Origin of the sequence: Gordonia sp. N1V (genome assembly GCF_029269935.1) — a bacterium.
GTDB classification, from domain to species: domain Bacteria; phylum Actinomycetota; class Actinomycetes; order Mycobacteriales; family Mycobacteriaceae; genus Gordonia; species Gordonia polyisoprenivorans.
Genome location: NZ_JARJDD010000001.1, coordinates 345,990 through 363,793 on the forward strand (window position 1 = coordinate 345,990; position 17,804 = coordinate 363,793).

The following is a 17,804-nucleotide window of genomic DNA, read 5'->3' on the forward strand; positions in this document are numbered from 1 at the left end:
ATTCTGTCACCGATCAACGACAGAGCCCGGCGGTGACACCCCGTCATCGGCAACTCCCACCGGCGAGTGGTGCGGCGACGGTGTGGTGATGGTGGGCGTGCCGGTCTTGTCCATGGCCTTCGCCAGCCGCTCGGGCAGACGCATCCCACCGGGATAGCGATGCCAGCCCTTGCGGTCGTAGAAGGTTGTGCCCAGCCAGCCGAGCAGCACACCGACGACGAGCCCGATCACCATCTGGATCACCGACCGTCCCAGCCCGGCGTCCCAGTCGGCGTCGAAGTACAGGACCGCCCGCACGCCCAGGTACACCAGGTGCATCGGTTCCACCGCGGCGATCCAGGAGAACAGCCGCGGACTCGCCTCCAGCGGCACCGTCCCACCGGAGGACGGCAGTCCCAGGATGACGAAGAAGACCAGATTGAGGATGAGCCCGGCGTTGCCGAAGACCGCCATCATCGAACTCGCCGACACCCCGACCGCGAAGATCGCGAGCACCGAGACCATCCACAGGGTGAACGCGTTGGGCAGGGAGGTCCCGACCGCGGTGCACACGCCGATGTACATGGCCGACTGGATCACGGCCACCAGCGCCATGATCGTCCATTTGGCGGCCAGGGTGCCCCACCGCGAGATCGCCAGCCGGACCCGCAATTGGTAGAACGGGCCGTACTCGATCGGGGTCTGGCCGAGCATGCCGTCGACCACGATGCTCACCATCATCGCGCCGGTGAACCCGGCCAGGATCAGCAACAGCGTGAAATAGAAGGCGGACAAACCATTTCCGGAGCCGTCGGGCAGCGGTGTCGCCTCGATGACGTCGACCTTGACCGGCTGCCACAGGGCCAATTGCGCCGCCCCGGAGAAGGCGACGTCCGCCTTGGCCAGCTGGGCGCGCACGGTGTCGGTGAGTTGTTGACCCATCTGCGCGTTGACCTGCTCGGAGATCCGGTCGGCGAAGGTCGTGGTGACCGCCGAGGCGAAGGTCCCCGACCCGCGGTTGATGTAGACGTCGATGGTGACCGGCTCCGGCCGCGCCTGCAGCACGGTGGCCTTGCCCAGTGCGAGAACGGAATCGGAGAAGTTGGCGCCGAGTGCCACCACGCCGTAGACCTTGCCGCCGTTGAGCTCGTTGAGTGCGGTGACTCGGTCGGTGCGGTGCACGGCGATACCGCTCTTGGCGGCGTTGGTGATGATGCCGTCGGCGACCTGCTTGCCGTAATCGACCTGAGTGGAGGTGCCATTGCCGTTGTCGAGACTGCCGCCGCTGTCCTCGTCGACGATCGCGACCGGGAAGTTGTGCAGGTTCTTCTCCGGATCGGCGATGGCGCCCATGTAGAGGGCGGCCATGAACGACATCACGACCACCACCAACAGCAGCGGGAGCAGCCAGAACCGGGGCGAGCCCAGGACCCCGGAGATCGTGGTGGTGACCCGGACGTCCCGCTGTGGACGTTCGTGTTCGCCCGGCCGAGCCAGTTCCTCACCCTCGGGGACGTGCCCGGTCTCCTCGTGCCTGCCCATCGCTACCCCTCCGGTCCGCGATGCGGGCCCACCTCGCCCGCACCAGCCTGCGGTGTCCTAGAAGCCCATGCGGCGCAACTGCTTTGGGTCGCGCTGCCAGTCCTTGGCCACCTTCACGTGCAGGTCAAGGTACACCTTCACACCCAGCAGCGCCTCGATCTGACGGCGCGCCGTGGTGCCCACCGCCTTCAGACGGGCACCCTTGTGGCCGATGATGATGCCCTTCTGGCTGTCACGCTCGACGTAGAGGATTGCGTGGACATCGACCATCGGCGCCTGCTCCGGTGCCCGATCCTCGCGCGGGATGATCTCCTCGATGACCACCGCCAGCGAGTGCGGCAACTCGTCGTGAACTCCCTCGAGTGCGGCCTCGCGGATGAACTCGGCCATCAGGACCTGTTCGGGCTCGTCGGTGAGTTCTCCGTCGGGATAGAACGCCGGGCCGGGCTCCATCAGCGACACCAGCACGTCGGTCAACACGTCGATCTGCTCACCCGAGGTCGCCGAGACGGGTACCACTTCCGATGTGGGTCCGAGCAATTCGGAGAGGGCGAGCAGCTGGGCGGCGACCTGCTCGGGCCCGACGCGATCGATCTTGGTCACGATGCCGAGCACCGTGGTCCCCGGCGCCATCTGCCGGACCTGCGAGACGATCCACCGGTCCCCCGGACCGATCCGCTCGTCGGCCGGGATGCAGACACCGATCACGTCGACCTCGGAGTAGGTGTCGCGGACCAGATCGTTGAGCCGCTGACCGAGCAGCGTGCGCGGCCGGTGCAGCCCCGGGGTGTCGACGAGGATCAGCTGCGCGTCGGGCCGATTCACGATTCCGCGGATGGTGTGGCGGGTGGTCTGCGGCCGATTCGAGGTGATCGCGATCTTCTCGCCCACCAGCGCATTGGTCAAAGTCGACTTGCCGGTGTTCGGCCGGCCGACGAAACACACGAAACCCGAACGGAATTCGGTCATGAAGCCGTGTCCGCCCCGGCACCGGCGCGGACCCGGTCGAGCACGGTGCCCGCGGCGTCGGTGACCACCAGCAGTGCGTCCGGGCTGATCTCGGCGAGCGTCGCGCGGCCCGGGTCGTCGGCGCCACCGCCGACGATCACCGCTGCCTCGAAGGACTCGGCGCCACTCGACAGTGCGGTGACCACCGCGACCTGTAGTGCCGACAGTTCCAACGAGGCGGTACGCACGTCGGCACCGGCATAGGTTCGGCCGTCTCCCTCGCGGACCGCCGCGCCCGACGGCGACTGCGCCCGGCCACGCGCGCCGCGGGCGAGAGTCACCAACTTGGCGTCTTCGTCACCCAATGGCTCGCTCACATGGCCTCCTTCTGCTGGGCGTCCCGGCGCTCAGCGTATTCGCCGTTGCGTCGGGAGCGTTCGCCGCCCCGCGAGCCGCCACGCCTGCCCGGCGTGTCGTTGCGCTCGTCCTCTCGGGCATCGAGCGGATCCCGCTCGGTCTCGGGCTCCTCGATCTGCTCGACGAGCACGGTCGTGATGCGCTGGCGGCCTTGCCGATTCGGTCCGCCCTCGGCCACCAGTTGCAGGCCGTGGCTGGCGACACGAGCCCCCGGCAGCGGCACCCGGCCGAGTTCGAGGCCGACGAGCCCTCCGACGGTTTCGACCTCGTCGTCGTCGATGTCGATGTCGAACAGTTCGCCGAGATCCTCCACCGGCAGTCGCGCCGAGACCCGGTACCGACCGTCGCCGAGGTCTTCCACGGGGGCGACCTCACCGGTGTCGTACTCGTCGGTGATCTCCCCGACGATCTCCTCGAGGACGTCCTCGATGGTGACCAGCCCGGCGATGCCGCCGTATTCGTCGACGAGCAACGCCATGTGGTTGTGGGTGCGCCGCATGTCCTCCAGAACCCGGTCCAGCGGTTTGGAGTCGGGGATGAACTCCGCCGGGCGCATCACCGCCGAAACGCTCACCGAGCGGGCGTCCTCGCCGCGCATCGAGCGCTCCACGAGATCCTTCAGATACACCACCCCGAGGATGTCGTCGGGGTTCTCCCCGATCACCGGGATACGCGAATGCCCGCTGCGCACAGCCAGACTCGTTGCCTGCGCGGCGCTCTTGTCACTCTCGATCCAGATCATCTCCGGTCGCGGCACCATCACCTCGCGGGCGTTGGTGTCGCCGAGTTCGAAGACCGACTGGATCATGCGGCGTTCGTCGGCGGCCACCACCCCGCTCGCCTCGGCGAGGTCGACGACCTCACGCAACTCGACCTCGGTGGCGAACGGCCCGTTGCGGTATCCCTTACCCGGCGTCACCGCGTTTCCGATGAGGATGAGCAACCGGGTCAGCGGGGTGAGGATCACGCCCAGGATCTGCAGCGCCGCGGCCGAGGCCAGCGCGATGGTGTAGGCGTGTTGACGACCGAGCGTGCGCGGGCCGACCCCGGCCGCCACATATGACACCACCGCCATCCCGGCGATGGCGACGGTCAGTCCCCACCCGATGCCCAGTTCGGACACGGCGATCACCGCGACCAACGCGACGGCAGCGGTTTCACACACCACCCGCAGCAACACCGCGAGACCGACATAGGTCGCGCGGGCGGCGAGCACCCGCATGAGCCGCACCGCACCCGCGCGCCGTTCCTTGACCATGTCCTCGACACGGGCGATCGACACGGTCGACACCGCGGTGTCCACCGCGGCGAACACTCCGCTGAGGACGACGAGGACGACGGCGGACAGCGCGAACCACAGATAGGCGGCCCCGGTCACTGCTCCGTCGAGCCCGCGGGCCGCTGCTGCGCGGAGCCCTCGTCACCTCCCGGGAATTCGGGGAACGGGGAGTCGGTGAACCCGATGTTGGTCAGCAGACGGGTGTCCCGATCGGTCTGGCGTTGCTGCTGGGCCTCGCGGTGCCGCTGTGCGTAGAACTCTTCGAGCAGACGGTTCTGCAGGCCGAACATCTCCTTCTCCTCGTCGGGTTCGGCGTGGTCGTAGCCGAGCAGATGCAGGACGCCGTGGATGGTGAGCATCGCCAGCTCGTGCTCGAGTGAGCGCCGGGCCTCGCGGGCCTGTTTGGCGGCGAATTCGGGGCAGAGCACGATGTCGCCGAGGATGGCGGGGCCCGGCTCGGCGGCGTCGGGCCGCCCGCCGGGCACCAACTCGTCCATCGGGAAGCTCATCACGTCGGTGGGACCGGGCAGATCCATCCATTGCACGTGCATGTCGGCCATCGTCGGCTCGTCGACACAGAGCACCGAGAGTTCGGCCCCGGGATGGACGTCCATCGCCTCGGTCGCGAATCGTGCTGCGGCGAGCACCAATTCGGCGGGGACGTCGACGCCGGACTCGTTGGCGAATTCGATGCTCATGAGCGTCGTCCCTGACTTGCCGAGCGCCGCGCGGCGCGATTGGGGCCACCGATGCGATCCGAGTCACGCAGTCGCGGGTTGTCCCGCGCCGCCTCCTCGGCCCGCCCGTAGGCGTCGACGATGTCGGCGACGAGCCGGTGCCGGACCACGTCCTGACTGGTCAGGGTGGCGAAGTGGATGTCGTCGATGCCGTCGAGGATGCGGGTGGCGGCCATCAGTCCGCTCTGCGCACCGCCGGGCAGGTCGACCTGCGTGGTGTCGCCGGTGACCACCACCTTCGACCCGAAACCCAGCCGGGTCAGGAACATCTTCATCTGCTCGCCGGTGGTGTTCTGCGCCTCGTCGAGGATGATGAAGGCGTCATTGAGCGTGTTGTGGGTCAGCAGGAAGTCCTCGGTGACATAAAGCGAATCCTCCGCCGCCACCCGGATGCAGACGGCTTCATCGGTACCCACCGATTCGATGCTCTCGATGTAGCGCTTGGGCGGCTTGGCCGTGGTCGCACCGTATTTCTGCGCCTTGCGTGTCATCCGGAACGGAGCGAGCCCATCCGGGAGACGAATGTCGAGGACGTGGGCGTCGTGTCGGTACAACACCTCTCGACCCCGTGCTTTACCAGGGGGCCGTCCCTGCGCGACGCGGGTTCGTCCGTAGACGACACCGCCCAGCGATCGCACCAGGAACATCACGTCATCGCGCAGCTGGTCCGAGACTGTCACGTACTGCACACGGCAGGACCGGCCGGTCTGGGTGACCGGGCCGCCATCGGTGTCCAGAAGTCCCTGCAGCACTGCCAATCGGACGTCGGACGAGTTGAGAAGGTACTGCTTCGGTACGAACTTCGTAGGGGACTTGGTGCCCCACAATCCGAGTTCGCGCATGGCGTGGGTGACCGGGTTCTCGATCGTGATCGGCTCACCGGGAGTGGTGATCCGGTTGAGGACGTAGTCGACGTCGGATCGCTGCCGTGCGCGAATACCCGGCACGGCCATGACCAACGCATCGACCAGCTCTCGGTCGGCTGTCGTGAACGATGGCGTGGCCATCCCCGCCATGCAGCCGTCACCCAGCATCAGACCGAGCGCATAGGGGTCGAGCGGCACCGGTTGGCGAGGAAACTCGGCAGCGCCACTCAAGAGCGGCAACTCGAACCGGTGATAGTGCGCCGCCCGGAGATTTCCGATCATCTCCTTCGTCTCGAGTACCCGCGGGCCGGTGCCGCGACGACGGTCGTCTCGCGTGTACACCGACCACAGGTGATCGGTGGAGCAGAGGGTGGACGCACCGTCCTGAGTGGTGACCCGCACGATGTCCTTGAACCCCTGCGGGTAGACGCCGAGGACCTCGGTCGGCGAGCCGTTCGAGCCGATGACGTGGTCGCCGACCTCGATGTCACCGATCGGACGAAAGCCCTGTGGCGTGAGGACCCTGGTCGACACCGGCTGCGCCCGGCCACGCATATATGCCAGTGGCGCCACCTCGATCACCCCGGCGGCCATGAGCTTGGGGATCGACTCGGGGTCCATCATGTCGTGCAGTGCGTCGTAGAGCGGACGCAGATACGGGTCGATTTTCTCGCTGAGTGTGCCGGGCAGAAAGCCCAGTCGCTCACCGGCTTCCACCGCGGGCCTGGTGAGAATGATGCGGTTCACGCTCTTGGATTGCAGTGCCTGCACCGCCTTGGCCATCGCCAGATAGGTCTTGCCGGTACCGGCCGGGCCCAGACCGAACACGATGGTGTTGGCGTCGATGGCGTCGACGTAGCGCTTCTGGTTGAGCGTCTTGGGCCGGATGGTCTTTCCGCGCCGCGAGAGGATGTCGAGGGACAGGACGTCGGCGGGCGATTCGGTGGCGCCCTCGGACAGCATCGACACGCTGTGGCGGACGAGGTCCGGGGTCAGCGGGGTGCCGCGACCGACGAGGTCCACGAGTTCACCCATGACGCGCTCGGCGGCGGCGACGTCGGCGCCACGGCCACGCAGCGTGATCTGGTTGCCGCGGACGTGGATGTCGGCCGGGAGGAGTTGCTCGAGCGTGCGCAGATTGACATCGCTGGTGCCGAGCAGCCCGAACACCACCTCGGGAGGGACATCGATGGTGGAGGTGACCACAGGTCCGGCCCCTGCGGCGCCGCGCGCCGGCACGCGGCCGTCGGGGTTGTCGTCACTCACGTATCAGATCACTCCTGGAGTTCGGGGGGCGCCGTGCGGCGATGTGCGGTCAAGTCTATCCCTGCCCAACGGGCGATCCGCGATCGAATATTCCGTTCGCCGAAGTTGTCGGACCCTCCGCCTATCCTCACCTCGATGCAGTGCCGCATCGGTCCACACCGTCCCTCACCAATACAGGAGAACGCAGATGAGCACGCATCCGGACACCACCCACACCCTCGGCCCCGCTGCCGCACCCACCGCCGACCCGGGAATCGACCTCTACACGCGATGGGCGGATCTGTGGAACGGACTGATCACCGCCGATGCTCTGATGGCGCCTCGATTCCGTCTGCGCTACGCGCAGGCCGGTGCCGAATCGATCAACGAGATCGACGATCCGGCCACATTCACCGACTTCATCGGTGAGTTCCGCGCGCAGCGGGCGGGTATCCACTACACACCGGACGACCCGGTGCTCACCGATATGGGCGCGGACGGGACGGGACACGTGTGTCGGCCCTACCTCGCCGTGATCCCGGCGACCGACGCCGAACCCGAACGCCGGATCAGTGGCACCGACATCCTGCGCGCCGAGAACGGGCGGATCGTCGAGGTGTGGTCGGTGTCCTCACCCGGCCGGCCGTTCCGGCCCTGAGCGCCCGGGTCCTGGTTGCCCGGCCCTGATCACCACCGATCACAGCCCGCTACCACCTACAATCCCAGCGCCCGGATCGTCTGCCGATTGCACACGCTGCGCGGATCGACGAATGCGTCGTGCCCCTCCTCGGGCACGACGATCAGTTCGGCGGACTGACCGCGCGCGCATACCGTGCTGACGTAGCGGCGGCTGAGCTCCACCGGAATGGCGGTGTCGCGGTCGCCGTGGACGACCACGACATGTGCGTCGAATGGATCCTGCTCCATGGGAGAGGCGGCCCGATAGCGCTGGGCCGCCTGTGCGTAGGGACGGCCGATCAACGCCTGCACCGACTCCCGGCCGGCCTGTCCCGCGGCCACGAGATCCAGGGCCGCCGACTGGGCGACAACGGTGGTGATGCGGGTGTTCGCGGTCTGTGCCCGCAGCTGCGCGGTGGCCCACACCGCAAGCTGACCACCGGCCGAATGTCCCACGACCGCAACCGAATTCCAGTCGACGCGGTCGGCGACGGGTGCGGGCAGAGCCTCCCGGACCGGCCCGTCGAGCGCGTTGATCGCAGCGACGACGTCACGGCCGGTGTGCGGCCATCCGCCGCCGTCCTCCCCCACGCGCCGATACTCGATGTTCCAGACCAACGCGCCACGTTCGCCGTACTGCCGGGCGATCGCCGACTCGATGGTCAGCGAGAACTCGGTGGTCCAGTAGCCGCCGTGGATCAGCACGATCGGCCGCATCGTGGCGGGGAGATCGGCCTCCTCGGCAGCGTGATAGATGTGCCCGAACTGCGAGTTCGCCTCGCCGTAGGCGATCGCCGTCCGGTGCACCGCGCAGCGTCTCATCGGTCCCGCCGATCGGGTCTCATCGGGCCCACCGATCGGTGAGGACGCCGAGCGCGCCGAGGGCGACCGACGCGGCCGTCGAGGTGCGCAACACCTCCGGCCCCAGGATCACCGACTGCGCGCCGAGCGCAGTGAGGTCGGCGATCTCGCTGTCGTCCAGACCGCCCTCGGGCCCGACCACCAGCATGATCTCGCGTGCCTGCGCCAACGGTAGGGTCCGCAGCGACACCGCAGCGGCCTCGTGCAGTACCGCGACCACACCACCGGCGGCGATCACCTCGGCGGCGTGGGCGCGCACGTCGATCGTGGAGGCGAGGTCGGTGACCTCCGGAATCCACGGGCGCCGACTCTGTTTGGCGGCCGCGGAGGCCGCGGCCCGCCATTTGGCGACACCCTTGTCGGCCTTGCCCGCCCAGCGGGCGACGCATCGTGCCGATTGCCACGGCACGATCCGGTCGACACCGGCCTCGGTGGCGAGGTCGACGGCCAGCTCCGAGCGCTCGGATTTCGGCAACGCCTGCACCAGGGACACCGACGGTCGCGGCCGGTCGGTGAACACGAACCGGTGGGCAAGCGCCGACAGCGCATCCTTGCCTTCGACCGCGGTCACCTCGCAGGTGGCGACCGACCCGGCGCCGTCACCGAGCAGCAGGGGCTCCCCCGGCCGCAGCCGCGCGACGGTCACCGCGTGGCGGCCTTCCGGCCCGGAGAGCAGGGTGGTGGTGCCGGCCGGCGGGACCTCGTCGACCCAGAACAGGGGCGGGCTCACGTCCGGCCGATCAGCGTCCCGCGAAGGCGTTGCGCAGCCGGGAGAACAAACCGCCCGGCGCTGCTGCCGCCGAGGTCGTGACCAGGTCGATGGAATCGTCGGAGGCCTCGCGGAAGGCTTTCAGCGCCTCGGTCTGCGCGGCGGTCAGCTTGGCAGGTACCGCGACGTCGAGATGGACGTGGAGGGTGCCGCGGGCACCGGTGTTCACATGCGGCATGCCCTGGCCACGCAGTTTGACGACCTGTCCGGGCTGGGTGCCCGGCTCGATGGTGACGCTCGCGAGATCGCCGAGGATCGTCGGGACCTCGAAGCTGCCACCGAGCGCGGCGTCGGCGATCGGCACCCGCAACGTGCAATGCAGGTCGTCCTTGTCGCGGATGAACACCTCGTGCGGGCGCTCGCTGACCTCGACGTAGAGATCCCCGGCCGGTCCGCCGCCCGGACCGACCTCACCTTGGCCGGCCAACCGGACCCGCATGCCGCTCTCGATTCCTGCCGGGATGCGCACGGTCATCGTGCGGCGCGAACGCACCCTCCCCTGGCCGCCGCACTTGTGGCACGGATCGGGGATGATCTCGCCGGTGCCGTGGCAGGTCGGGCATTCGCGCACCGTCATGACCTGACCGAGCAGCGAACGCTGCACTGCCTGGATCTCGCCGGCACCCTTACAGGTGTCGCAGCTGATCGGCTTCGAATCCCCGTTGGTACCCGACCCGTGACACACATCGCACAGGATCGCGGTGTCGACGGTGATCTCCTTGTTCACCCCGGAGGCGCACTCCTCCAGATCGAGCTCGACGGCGACAAGCGCGGGCTCACCGGGCTGCACGCGCGAGCGCGGCCCGCGGCTACCACCGAAAGTACTGCCGAACCCACCGCCGGAGCCGAAGAACGCCTCGAACACGTCGCCGAGGCCGCCGCCGCCGAAATTTGCGCCGAATCCACCTGCTCCCGGACCGGCCAGCGGATCGCCGCCGGCGTCGACGATCCGTCGCTTCTCCGGGTCGCTGAGCACCTCGTAGGCGGTCGTGACCTCCTTGAAGCGCTCCTCTTCTCCCGGGTTGACGTCGGGATGCAGTTTGCGGGCCATCTGGCGGTAGGCCCGCTTGATCTCCTGGTCGGTCGCGCCCTTGGCGACGCCCAGGATTCCGTAGTAGTCAGTTGCCACGGTTGTCTCGGTCCTTCGTTCTCACAGCTCACGTATGGCTCCGGGGATACCCTCACGGAGCCGGTGCATCGGTTACCTCACCAGACGCGACGCCGGCCGCGTCCATTTCCTCTCGACCGGCTCTGCGCCGCCTTCAGGTCAGCGCTCGGCGAGCACCTCGCCCACATACTTGGCAACGGCTGCCACCGACGCGATGGTTCCCGGGTAGTCCATGCGGGTGGGCCCGACGACCCCGACCCCGCCGAACACGGTGCCCGAAGCACCGTACCCCGTCGACACGACCGAGGTGCCACGCAGGTTCTCGGTCTGCGTCTCCTCCCCGATATGCACCGTCACCCGGCCCATCCGCTGACTCGTCGCCAGCAGCTTCAGGACGACGACCTGCTCCTCGAGAGCTTCGAGGACCGAATCCATCCCGCCGTTGACGGGGGCGAAATCGGCGGCCGCACGTGCGAGATTCGACGTGCCGGTCACCACCACCCGGTCCTCGCCCCGTTCGACGAGGGTCTCGACCAACACGGTCGCGACGTTCACCGTCGCGTCCCGCAGATCGGCCGGTGCGTTGTTGGCCAATTCGGCCACCGACGCCGAGGCCTCCTCGAGTCGCTTGCCGTGCAGCGCGGCGGAGAACATGTCCCGCAGCCGGACGATCTCGTCCTCGTCGAGGTCTTGGGAGAGCGCGACCATGCGCTGTTCGACGCGACCGGTGTCGGTGATCACGATCAGCAGCAGCCGCGACGGCGACACGGTGATCACCTCGAGGTGACGCACCGTCGCGGTGGACAGCACCGGATACTGGATGACCGCGACCTGGCGGGTGAGCTGGGCCAGCAGTCGCACCGACCGGCGCAGCACGTCGTCGAGATCGACCCCGGAATCGAGCACTGACAGGATCGCGCGACGCTCGGCCGCCGACAGCGGTTTGACCTCGCTGATGCGGTCGACGAACATCCGGTACCCCTTGTCGGTGGGTATCCGTCCCGAACTCGTGTGTGGTTGCGCGATGTAGCCCTCGGCCTCGAGTACCGCCATGTCATTGCGAACCGTGGCACTGGAGACGCCGAGCTGATGGCGTTCGACGAGTGCCTTCGAACCGATCGGTTCCTGCGTGGCAACGAAGTCGGTGACGATGGCACGAAGAATCTCGAACCGCCGATCATCGGTGGTCGACACAGGCCAGACCTCCTCTCGAACCCGCCCTCTGCCCTACAGTGGGTGGGTTCATTCTACGAAACACCGCCACGAAGTACGGGTGCACGTGTTCGACCGGCGAGGCGCCGACGATCTCCGCCGCCCCGGCGAACGCCGCCCACGACAGGAAGGTCGCGATGATCTTCAAAGGCGTCCGGGAGGGCAAACCGTATCCCGACCACGCGTTGACCCATCGCGGATGGGCCAAGATCCCGCCTCGACAGTTCCGCCTCGACGAGCTGATTACGGTGACGACGGTGCTCGCCCTGGACAAGCTGCTCAGCGAGGATTCCACGTTCTATGGGGATCTGTTCTCCCACGTGGTGCGCTACGACGGAAACCTGTACCTCGAGGACGGTCTACACCGGGCGGTCCGATCGGCGCTGCGTAACCGCACGGTCATCCACGCACGGATGCTCGACCTCGACGCGCTCGATCTGCGACCGGGGGCGCCGCCGCTCGACGAGCAACTCGGCACCGAGACCGACGAGCTCCCCGCCGTCGGGGCCGCGCCGCCACCCGGGGAGTCCCCGGCCGGCGGGGTGCACCGACGCGCGGCCCGCAGTACCGGCTGGACCCCGCCACCGCAGCGCTGGTGAACCCGACGCCGGCCGAGTCGCACCCTCAGGCGTCCATGGTCTTCTCGCTCGGCAGGTCGTAGACCGGACACTCGGCCACACCGATCGTCTCGCGGGTGATCGCCTCCACCGCCTTCTGGGTGGCCTCGGCGTCGGTGACCCAGTTGCGATAGAAATCGAACGGGCACTCCGCGATTCCCTTGTCACCGTCCCCGCCGGCATACACCCCGGTATAACCCCGGTGCAGCAGTTTGAACAGGTGATTCTGCGACTGGTCGTTGGCGCGCGCATCCCGGATCGTCGACAACGACAACTGCGCGTACTGCACCCCGTAATCCTCCTCGCCGCACTCGCCGAGGGTGCGGCCGTCGAAGCCGATGATCGCGCTGTGCCCGAAATACGAGTACACACCGTCGAATCCGGTCGCATTCGCCACCGCGACATAACAGTTGTTGGCCCAGGCCATCGCCTTGGCCATCAGCACCTGCTGATCCTTGGCCGGATACATGTAGCCCTGCGGCCGCACGATCAGTTCGGCCCCCTTCATCGCGCAATCACGCCAGATCTCCGGATAGTTGCCGTCGTCGCAGATGATCAACGACACCTTGAGGCCTTTCGGCCCGTCGGTCACATACGTCTGCTCCCCCGGATACCAGCCCTCGATCGGAGTCCAGGGCAGGATCTTGCGGTACTTCTGCACGATCTCCCCCGCGTCGTTGATGAGCACGAGCGTGTTGTAGGGCGGCTTGTTCGGATGATCCTCGTGCCGCTCCCCGGTCAGCGAGAACACGCCCCACGTCCGGGCCTGTCGGCACGCGGCGGCGAAGATATCGGTTTCCTCCCCGGGGATCACCGCCGCCGTCTCGAACATCTCCGCGTTGTCGTACATGATGCCCATCGTCGAATACTCCGGGAACACAACCAGATCCATACCCGGCAAACCCGCCTTCATCCCCACCACCATCTCGGCGATCCGGCGGGCGTTGTCGAGGACCTCGGCCTTGGTGTGCAGCCTGGGCATCTTGTAGTTGACCACTGCCACCCCGACGGTGTCGGGGCTCGATGAGATGTCGCCATGTCGCATGAAACGCCTCCTGAGAGTGGCCGGGCAGCCACGTTGCCCGACCGGATTATTGCTTCCGTATGGAAGTGATACCACGGATTTCCGTCTGCGCGCTCCGCTAACTCCCGATATTTATGGTTTCATTTGGAATCATTACGCGACGTTCACACGAGGAGGACCGATGTCGGGTTACCTGGCACGCAAGGTCGACGACATCAACTCGGGTCAGCAACTGTCCCCCGCGCGGAACCGGGCCTTCCGGATGGGCAGAGCGTCCTCGCCCGCACAGCTTTCATCGGCGCTGAGATCCGCGATCATCGGGCAGGACGAGGCCATCGATTCGGTGGTCCGCGCCCTGACCATCGCGGCCGCCGGCATCGGTGACCCGCGCCGGCCGATCGCGTCGTTGTTGTTCGTCGGTCCGACCGGTGTCGGCAAGACCGAGCTGGCCCGCCGGCTCGCCGCGGAGATCACCGGCGACGCCGACAAACTGTGCCGGATCGACATGAACACCCTGGCCCAGGAGCACTATGCCGCATCCCTGTCCGGGGCACCCCCGGGCTATTCGGGCGCGAAGGAACAGTTCACCCTCTTCGACCGGGAACTGGTGGAGGGCAACGCCTCTCGACCGGGCATCGTCCTGTTCGACGAGGTGGAGAAGGCGCACACGACGGTGCTGCGCTCGTTGCTGCAGATCCTCGATTCGGGAACCCTGCGCCTGGCGGCAGGCAACTCGACGATCGACTTCCGCAACGCCATCGTCCTGCTCACCTCCAACCTCGGCTCGGCCGAGATCGCCGCCCATCACCGGGCCCGGTCACGCGGATGGCGCACGTTGCTGCCGATGCCGGGCTCCCGACGGCGCGACGCAGGCTCCGACGCCGTGGACCGAGCCGTCGAGGAGTTCTTCGATCCCGAGCTGTACAACCGCTTCGACGAGATCGTGCGGTTCGATCCAATCGGCCCGCAGGTCGCCGCGGCGATCGTCGACGTCGAGTTGCGCAGACTGACAGCACAATTGGCCGCCCGGCAGATTCGGTGGGAACCCGACGACCCGCTGCGCAGCCACCTCGCCCGGATCGGCTTCGACCCGGTCTACGGGGCGCGCGATCTGGCGCGCACTCTCCGGATGCACCTGCATGCACCACTCGCCGAGGCGATCGTCAGCTGGGACCGCGAGACCGGAACCGCACTCCGCATGCGCACGTCGGTGGACTCCGGAAAGATCAGCGTCGCAATCGAACCCGTCAGCACTGAACCCCTCAGCACCGAACACCCCAGCGCCGAACCCCTCAGCGGGGCGACGAACCCGACCCCGGTGAACGGTCAGGCGCGATGAATCCGGTCGACGACGTCGAGATCGAGAGCACCGGCGCTGGCCAGGTAGATGTCCTGGTCGACGCGGTTGTCGGTCAGGCGCAGGGTTCCGCGGGTGGCATCCATGACGAGCCCATCGGCGGCGGCCTGTATCGGGGACACCGCCAGCGAACCCGCCCGGTCGGCAAGGGCCGCGAGAAGCGTGATCGCCTCATAACAGGACTGGCCGATGCTGTTGAGCACCGGTGCGGTGTCCCCGAGGACACGGTGGTACCGGCCGGCGAAATCGGCGGTCGCCGCGGTGACCAGCGAGTCGAAATAGCCTGCGGCTGCATACATGTTCGCCGTGGCCGCCGCACCCATGCCCAGCACCTGGTTCTCTTCGAGGATCGGGCTGAAGCGCACCATCGTGGTGTCGAGTCCACGTCGAGAGAACACGCGACCGAACCGCACCGCGTCGTCGCCGATCAACAGAACCAGCACGGCGTCACACGCGGTCGTCTCGAGCCATCGCAGGGTCGGTTCGAAGTCCCGCGTTCCCAGCGGGAGGAAAGTCGAACCGCAGTGGATCATCCGGGTCCCGGCCAGATGCGCGACGGCGTGGCTCGCGAGCTGACGCGGCCAGATGTAGTCATTGCCGACCACACACCAGCGTTCGGCACTGCGGTTGCGCCGCAACCAGTCCAATGCGGGCATCACCTGCGACGACGGCGACTCCCCGATCATGAACAGGCCCGGTGTGCGAAACTCGCCTTCGTGCAGAGCCGCGTACACGTAGGGCAGCTGACCACCGACGAGGCGCAGGATCTCCTTGCGCACCGCCGAGATGTGCCAGCCGGCGATCGCGTCGATTCGCCCCGTCCGCCACAGCTGCGCCACCTCCTGGGCGACCTGCGAGGGTGCGCGGCCGCCGTCGATGACGACCAGCTCCACGGGCCGGCCGAGAATCCCGTCGGCAGAGTGCAATTCGGCGAGGGCGAGCTCCCCGCACGCCTCGCACGACGGGCCGAAGATGCCCGCGATGCCCTGGACCGGAACGACGTAGGCGATCCGCACGGTGCGCCGTGCGGAGTCGGTGCCAACGGCAATGGGGCGGACTGTCATGGGTACCTCGTGCGATGGGTTGTCCGGTGAGTCGCCAGGCTACTCCCGACACCCGATCCCGGCGCGACGACCACGGCGCCGCCACCGACCCACTGCTGCTGCAGCTGCTGCGCGCCGCACACCGGGTCGAGTCACAGATGTCGGCCGACCTCGCCGAACTCGGGGTGTCACCCGAGCAGTGGCGTCTGCTCTCGGTGCTCGCCGTCGAGGACGGCCGGACCATGTCGGAGCTGTCGCGGCTGGCCGTCCTGCCGCCGGCGAGCACCACACGTGGGGTCGACCGTCTCGTTACCCTGGGCCTGGCCTATCGGCGCGCCGATCCGGTCGATCGGCGGCGGGTCGTCGTCCACCTGAGCGCCCGTGGCCGGCGTCGCATCGCCGCCGTCCGACAAGCCGAGGCAGCCGTCGAGAGCGACGTCGCCGACGCACTCGGCGCACGCGGCTACGTCGGTCTGATCGAGGCGCTCGGCCGGATCGGCACCTGATCGCCCGGCGCCTTCAGCCGTCCTCGCCCGCGATGAGGATGTCGCGCACCACGGCGTCGGCGAGCAGGCGACCGCGGTCGGTGAGGACCCACGCATCGCCGGTCGGACGAAGCAGTTCTCGCGCGACGAGTTCCTCGGCGCACGACACCTCCGCCCGGGAGAGGAGCTCACGGCGTAACCCGCTGCGGCACCGCGCGGTCAGCATCACCGATTCGACGTGGCGGTCCGCGGTGGTGAGCACCTCATGGGTGGCTACCGGCAGCATGCCGTCGGCCAGGGTGCTCGCATAACGCGCCGGATGTTTGACGTTGGACCACCGCACCCCGTGCACGTGCGAGTGTGCACCGGGCCCGATTCCCCACCAGTCGTGGCTGTACCAGTAGGACAGATTGTGACGACATTCCGCGGCAGCCGAGCGCGCCCAGTTGGACACCTCGTACCACTCGAAACCGTTGTCGCCCAGACGTTCATCGATTCGCTGGTAGCGGGAGGCGAGCACGTCGTCGTCGGGGGCGGGCAGTTCACCGCGGCGGATCCGCCGTGCCAGCGCGGTGCCGTCCTCGACGATCAGCGCGTACGCCGACACGTGATCGACGGGGGTGGCCAGTACCGCATCGAGGCTCGCGTCGAGGTCGGCGTCGGTCTCGCCGGGTGTTCCGTAGATGAGGTCGAGGTTGATGTGGGCGAAACCGGCGGCGGCCGCCTCGCGGGCCGCGGCGACGGCGCGGCCGGGGGTATGCGTGCGGTCGAGGGTGGTCAGCACGTGGGGGGCCGCGGACTGCATCCCGAGCGAGATCCGCGTGAAGCCCGCCTCGAGCAGCCGCGCGAAGAACTCCGGTGAGGTCGACTCCGGATTGGATTCGGTGGTGATCTCGGCGTCGTCGGTGAGATCGAACCGGCTGCGTACGGCGTCGAGCAGACCGGCGAGGCCGTCACCACCGAGCAACGACGGCGTGCCGCCGCCGACGAAGATCGTCGACACCGGGCGCGCAGGGGTCATCAGTGCCGCGGCATGGTCGAGTTCGCGGCCCACCGCCTCGAACCACGAATCCGGGGACGCCGACGACCCGAGTTCGCCCGCGGTGTAGGTGTTGAAGTCGCAGTATCCGCACCTCGACGCGCAGAACGGGACGTGCAGGTAGAGCCCCAGGCCGACACCGGGATCGACGGCCCCGCAGGCGTCGCCGACCTCGGCCGGCACGGCGGCGGCGGAAACGGACGTCACCACCCCATGATGCGCGCCCACCCCGCCCAGCCCCGAATCGCCCAGCCCGAATCGGGGAATACCCACCAACGCGTCGGCCTTGCTCTCGGTACGCAACCACATTCGCGACGTCGGTCTCGCAGCGATGCCGACATCGCCGCAGGCCACTTTGCCTCACCGTGGTGCAAAGTATTCCCAAGTAGACGCGAGACGGATGGTCGTGGCACTATGGAGCCCGTGAATTTCCCCGGGGTGTGGCTCGCCGCGCGACGCCACGTTGATCTCAAGCGCGTCTGCAGCGCTACCTGTCGTCTCTAGACGACGTTCCGGCCCCGGAGAGTCCCCGCATCTGACGCGGGTATGCCGCCACGTCACAGCCCAGACCGTGCGATCGCCGGTGCTCTGTGCGCCG

At 67.9% G+C, this 17,804-nt stretch carries 17 protein-coding genes; 4 read left to right on the forward strand and 13 right to left on the reverse strand.

Features of this window, described 5'->3' with window-relative positions:
• Positions 1–6: 6 nt before the first annotated feature.
• From P3L18_RS01545 to P3L18_RS01570, 6 genes are read right to left on the reverse strand one after another with little or no spacing between them, the layout of a single operon-like run.
• Positions 7–1,521: a DUF3533 domain-containing protein gene (locus tag P3L18_RS01545; RefSeq protein ID WP_079930233.1), complete on the reverse strand. Its 1,515-nt coding sequence runs from the start codon at positions 1,519–1,521 to the stop codon at positions 7–9.
• Between the two features lie 57 nt (positions 1,522–1,578).
• Positions 1,579–2,490 (reverse strand): GTPase Era, encoded by a 912-nt coding sequence (gene era / locus P3L18_RS01550; protein WP_014360465.1) that lies wholly within the window; start codon positions 2,488–2,490, stop codon positions 1,579–1,581.
• Positions 2,487–2,846, reverse strand: a complete 360-nt coding sequence (locus tag P3L18_RS01555) for a cytidine deaminase (RefSeq protein WP_006371464.1) — start codon at positions 2,844–2,846, stop codon at positions 2,487–2,489. Before P3L18_RS01555 ends, era begins: the two co-directional genes overlap by 4 nt.
• The gene (locus P3L18_RS01560; protein ID WP_014360467.1) at positions 2,843–4,264 is read right to left on the reverse strand and encodes a hemolysin family protein; all 1,422 of its coding nucleotides are present in this window, start codon (positions 4,262–4,264) and stop codon (positions 2,843–2,845) included. The genes P3L18_RS01555 and P3L18_RS01560 overlap by 4 nt, the downstream gene beginning before the upstream one ends.
• Positions 4,261–4,863, reverse strand: a complete 603-nt coding sequence (gene ybeY, locus P3L18_RS01565) for an rRNA maturation RNase YbeY (RefSeq protein WP_014360468.1) — start codon at positions 4,861–4,863, stop codon at positions 4,261–4,263. The genes P3L18_RS01560 and ybeY overlap by 4 nt, the downstream gene beginning before the upstream one ends.
• The gene (locus P3L18_RS01570; RefSeq protein WP_043457177.1) at positions 4,860–7,007 is read right to left on the reverse strand and encodes a PhoH family protein; all 2,148 of its coding nucleotides are present in this window, start codon (positions 7,005–7,007) and stop codon (positions 4,860–4,862) included. The genes ybeY and P3L18_RS01570 overlap by 4 nt, the downstream gene beginning before the upstream one ends.
• Positions 7,008–7,221: 214 nt before the next feature.
• On the opposite strand from P3L18_RS01570, the gene P3L18_RS01575 reads away from it, so the two are divergent.
• Positions 7,222–7,671 (forward strand): hypothetical protein, encoded by a 450-nt coding sequence (locus tag P3L18_RS01575; protein ID WP_079930235.1) that lies wholly within the window; start codon positions 7,222–7,224, stop codon positions 7,669–7,671.
• A 56-nt stretch (positions 7,672–7,727) separates the two neighbouring features.
• Here the strand turns inward: P3L18_RS01575 and P3L18_RS01580 are convergent, their stop codons facing one another.
• The 4 genes from P3L18_RS01580 to hrcA all read right to left on the reverse strand — a co-directional run bounded on the left by P3L18_RS01580 (position 7,728) and on the right by hrcA (position 11,623).
• Positions 7,728–8,498, reverse strand: a complete 771-nt coding sequence (locus P3L18_RS01580) for an alpha/beta hydrolase (RefSeq protein WP_079930236.1) — start codon at positions 8,496–8,498, stop codon at positions 7,728–7,730.
• Between the two features lie 34 nt (positions 8,499–8,532).
• Positions 8,533–9,282 (reverse strand): 16S rRNA (uracil(1498)-N(3))-methyltransferase, encoded by a 750-nt coding sequence (locus P3L18_RS01585; RefSeq protein WP_276113023.1) that lies wholly within the window; start codon positions 9,280–9,282, stop codon positions 8,533–8,535.
• Between the two features lie 10 nt (positions 9,283–9,292).
• Positions 9,293–10,450, reverse strand: coding sequence for a molecular chaperone DnaJ (dnaJ, locus tag P3L18_RS01590; RefSeq protein ID WP_079930238.1), 1,158 nt, complete (start codon positions 10,448–10,450; stop codon positions 9,293–9,295).
• Between the two features lie 138 nt (positions 10,451–10,588).
• Positions 10,589–11,623, reverse strand: coding sequence for a heat-inducible transcriptional repressor HrcA (gene hrcA, locus P3L18_RS01595; RefSeq protein WP_276113024.1), 1,035 nt, complete (start codon positions 11,621–11,623; stop codon positions 10,589–10,591).
• A gap of 155 nt (positions 11,624–11,778) precedes the next feature.
• Between hrcA and P3L18_RS01600 the strand changes: the two genes are divergently transcribed.
• A complete protein-coding gene (locus tag P3L18_RS01600) occupies positions 11,779–12,240 on the forward strand; it encodes a type II toxin-antitoxin system VapB family antitoxin (protein WP_276113025.1) in 462 nt (153 codons plus the stop codon).
• Positions 12,241–12,265: 25 nt separating this feature from the next.
• Here P3L18_RS01600 and P3L18_RS01605 read toward each other — a convergent pair whose 3' ends face one another.
• On the reverse strand, positions 12,266–13,303 hold the full coding sequence (locus P3L18_RS01605; RefSeq protein ID WP_276113026.1) for an aliphatic amidase: 1,038 nt from the start codon (positions 13,301–13,303) through the stop codon (positions 12,266–12,268).
• Positions 13,304–13,463: 160 nt separating this feature from the next.
• On the opposite strand from P3L18_RS01605, the gene P3L18_RS01610 reads away from it, so the two are divergent.
• A complete protein-coding gene (locus P3L18_RS01610; protein ID WP_276113027.1) occupies positions 13,464–14,621 on the forward strand; it encodes an AAA family ATPase in 1,158 nt (385 codons plus the stop codon).
• Here P3L18_RS01610 and P3L18_RS01615 read toward each other — a convergent pair.
• Positions 14,609–15,703, reverse strand: coding sequence for a substrate-binding domain-containing protein (locus tag P3L18_RS01615; RefSeq protein WP_276113028.1), 1,095 nt, complete (start codon positions 15,701–15,703; stop codon positions 14,609–14,611). The two genes, P3L18_RS01610 and P3L18_RS01615, sit on opposite strands and share 13 nt — an antisense overlap.
• Positions 15,704–15,729: 26 nt before the next feature.
• Between P3L18_RS01615 and P3L18_RS01620 the strand changes: the two genes are divergently transcribed.
• On the forward strand, positions 15,730–16,188 hold the full coding sequence (locus P3L18_RS01620; protein ID WP_231386646.1) for a MarR family transcriptional regulator: 459 nt from the start codon (positions 15,730–15,732) through the stop codon (positions 16,186–16,188).
• Between the two features lie 13 nt (positions 16,189–16,201).
• Here the strand turns inward: P3L18_RS01620 and hemW are convergent, their stop codons facing one another.
• A complete protein-coding gene (gene hemW, locus P3L18_RS01625; RefSeq protein ID WP_276113029.1) occupies positions 16,202–17,515 on the reverse strand; it encodes a radical SAM family heme chaperone HemW in 1,314 nt (437 codons plus the stop codon).
• Between the last annotated feature and the right edge of the window lie 289 nt (positions 17,516–17,804).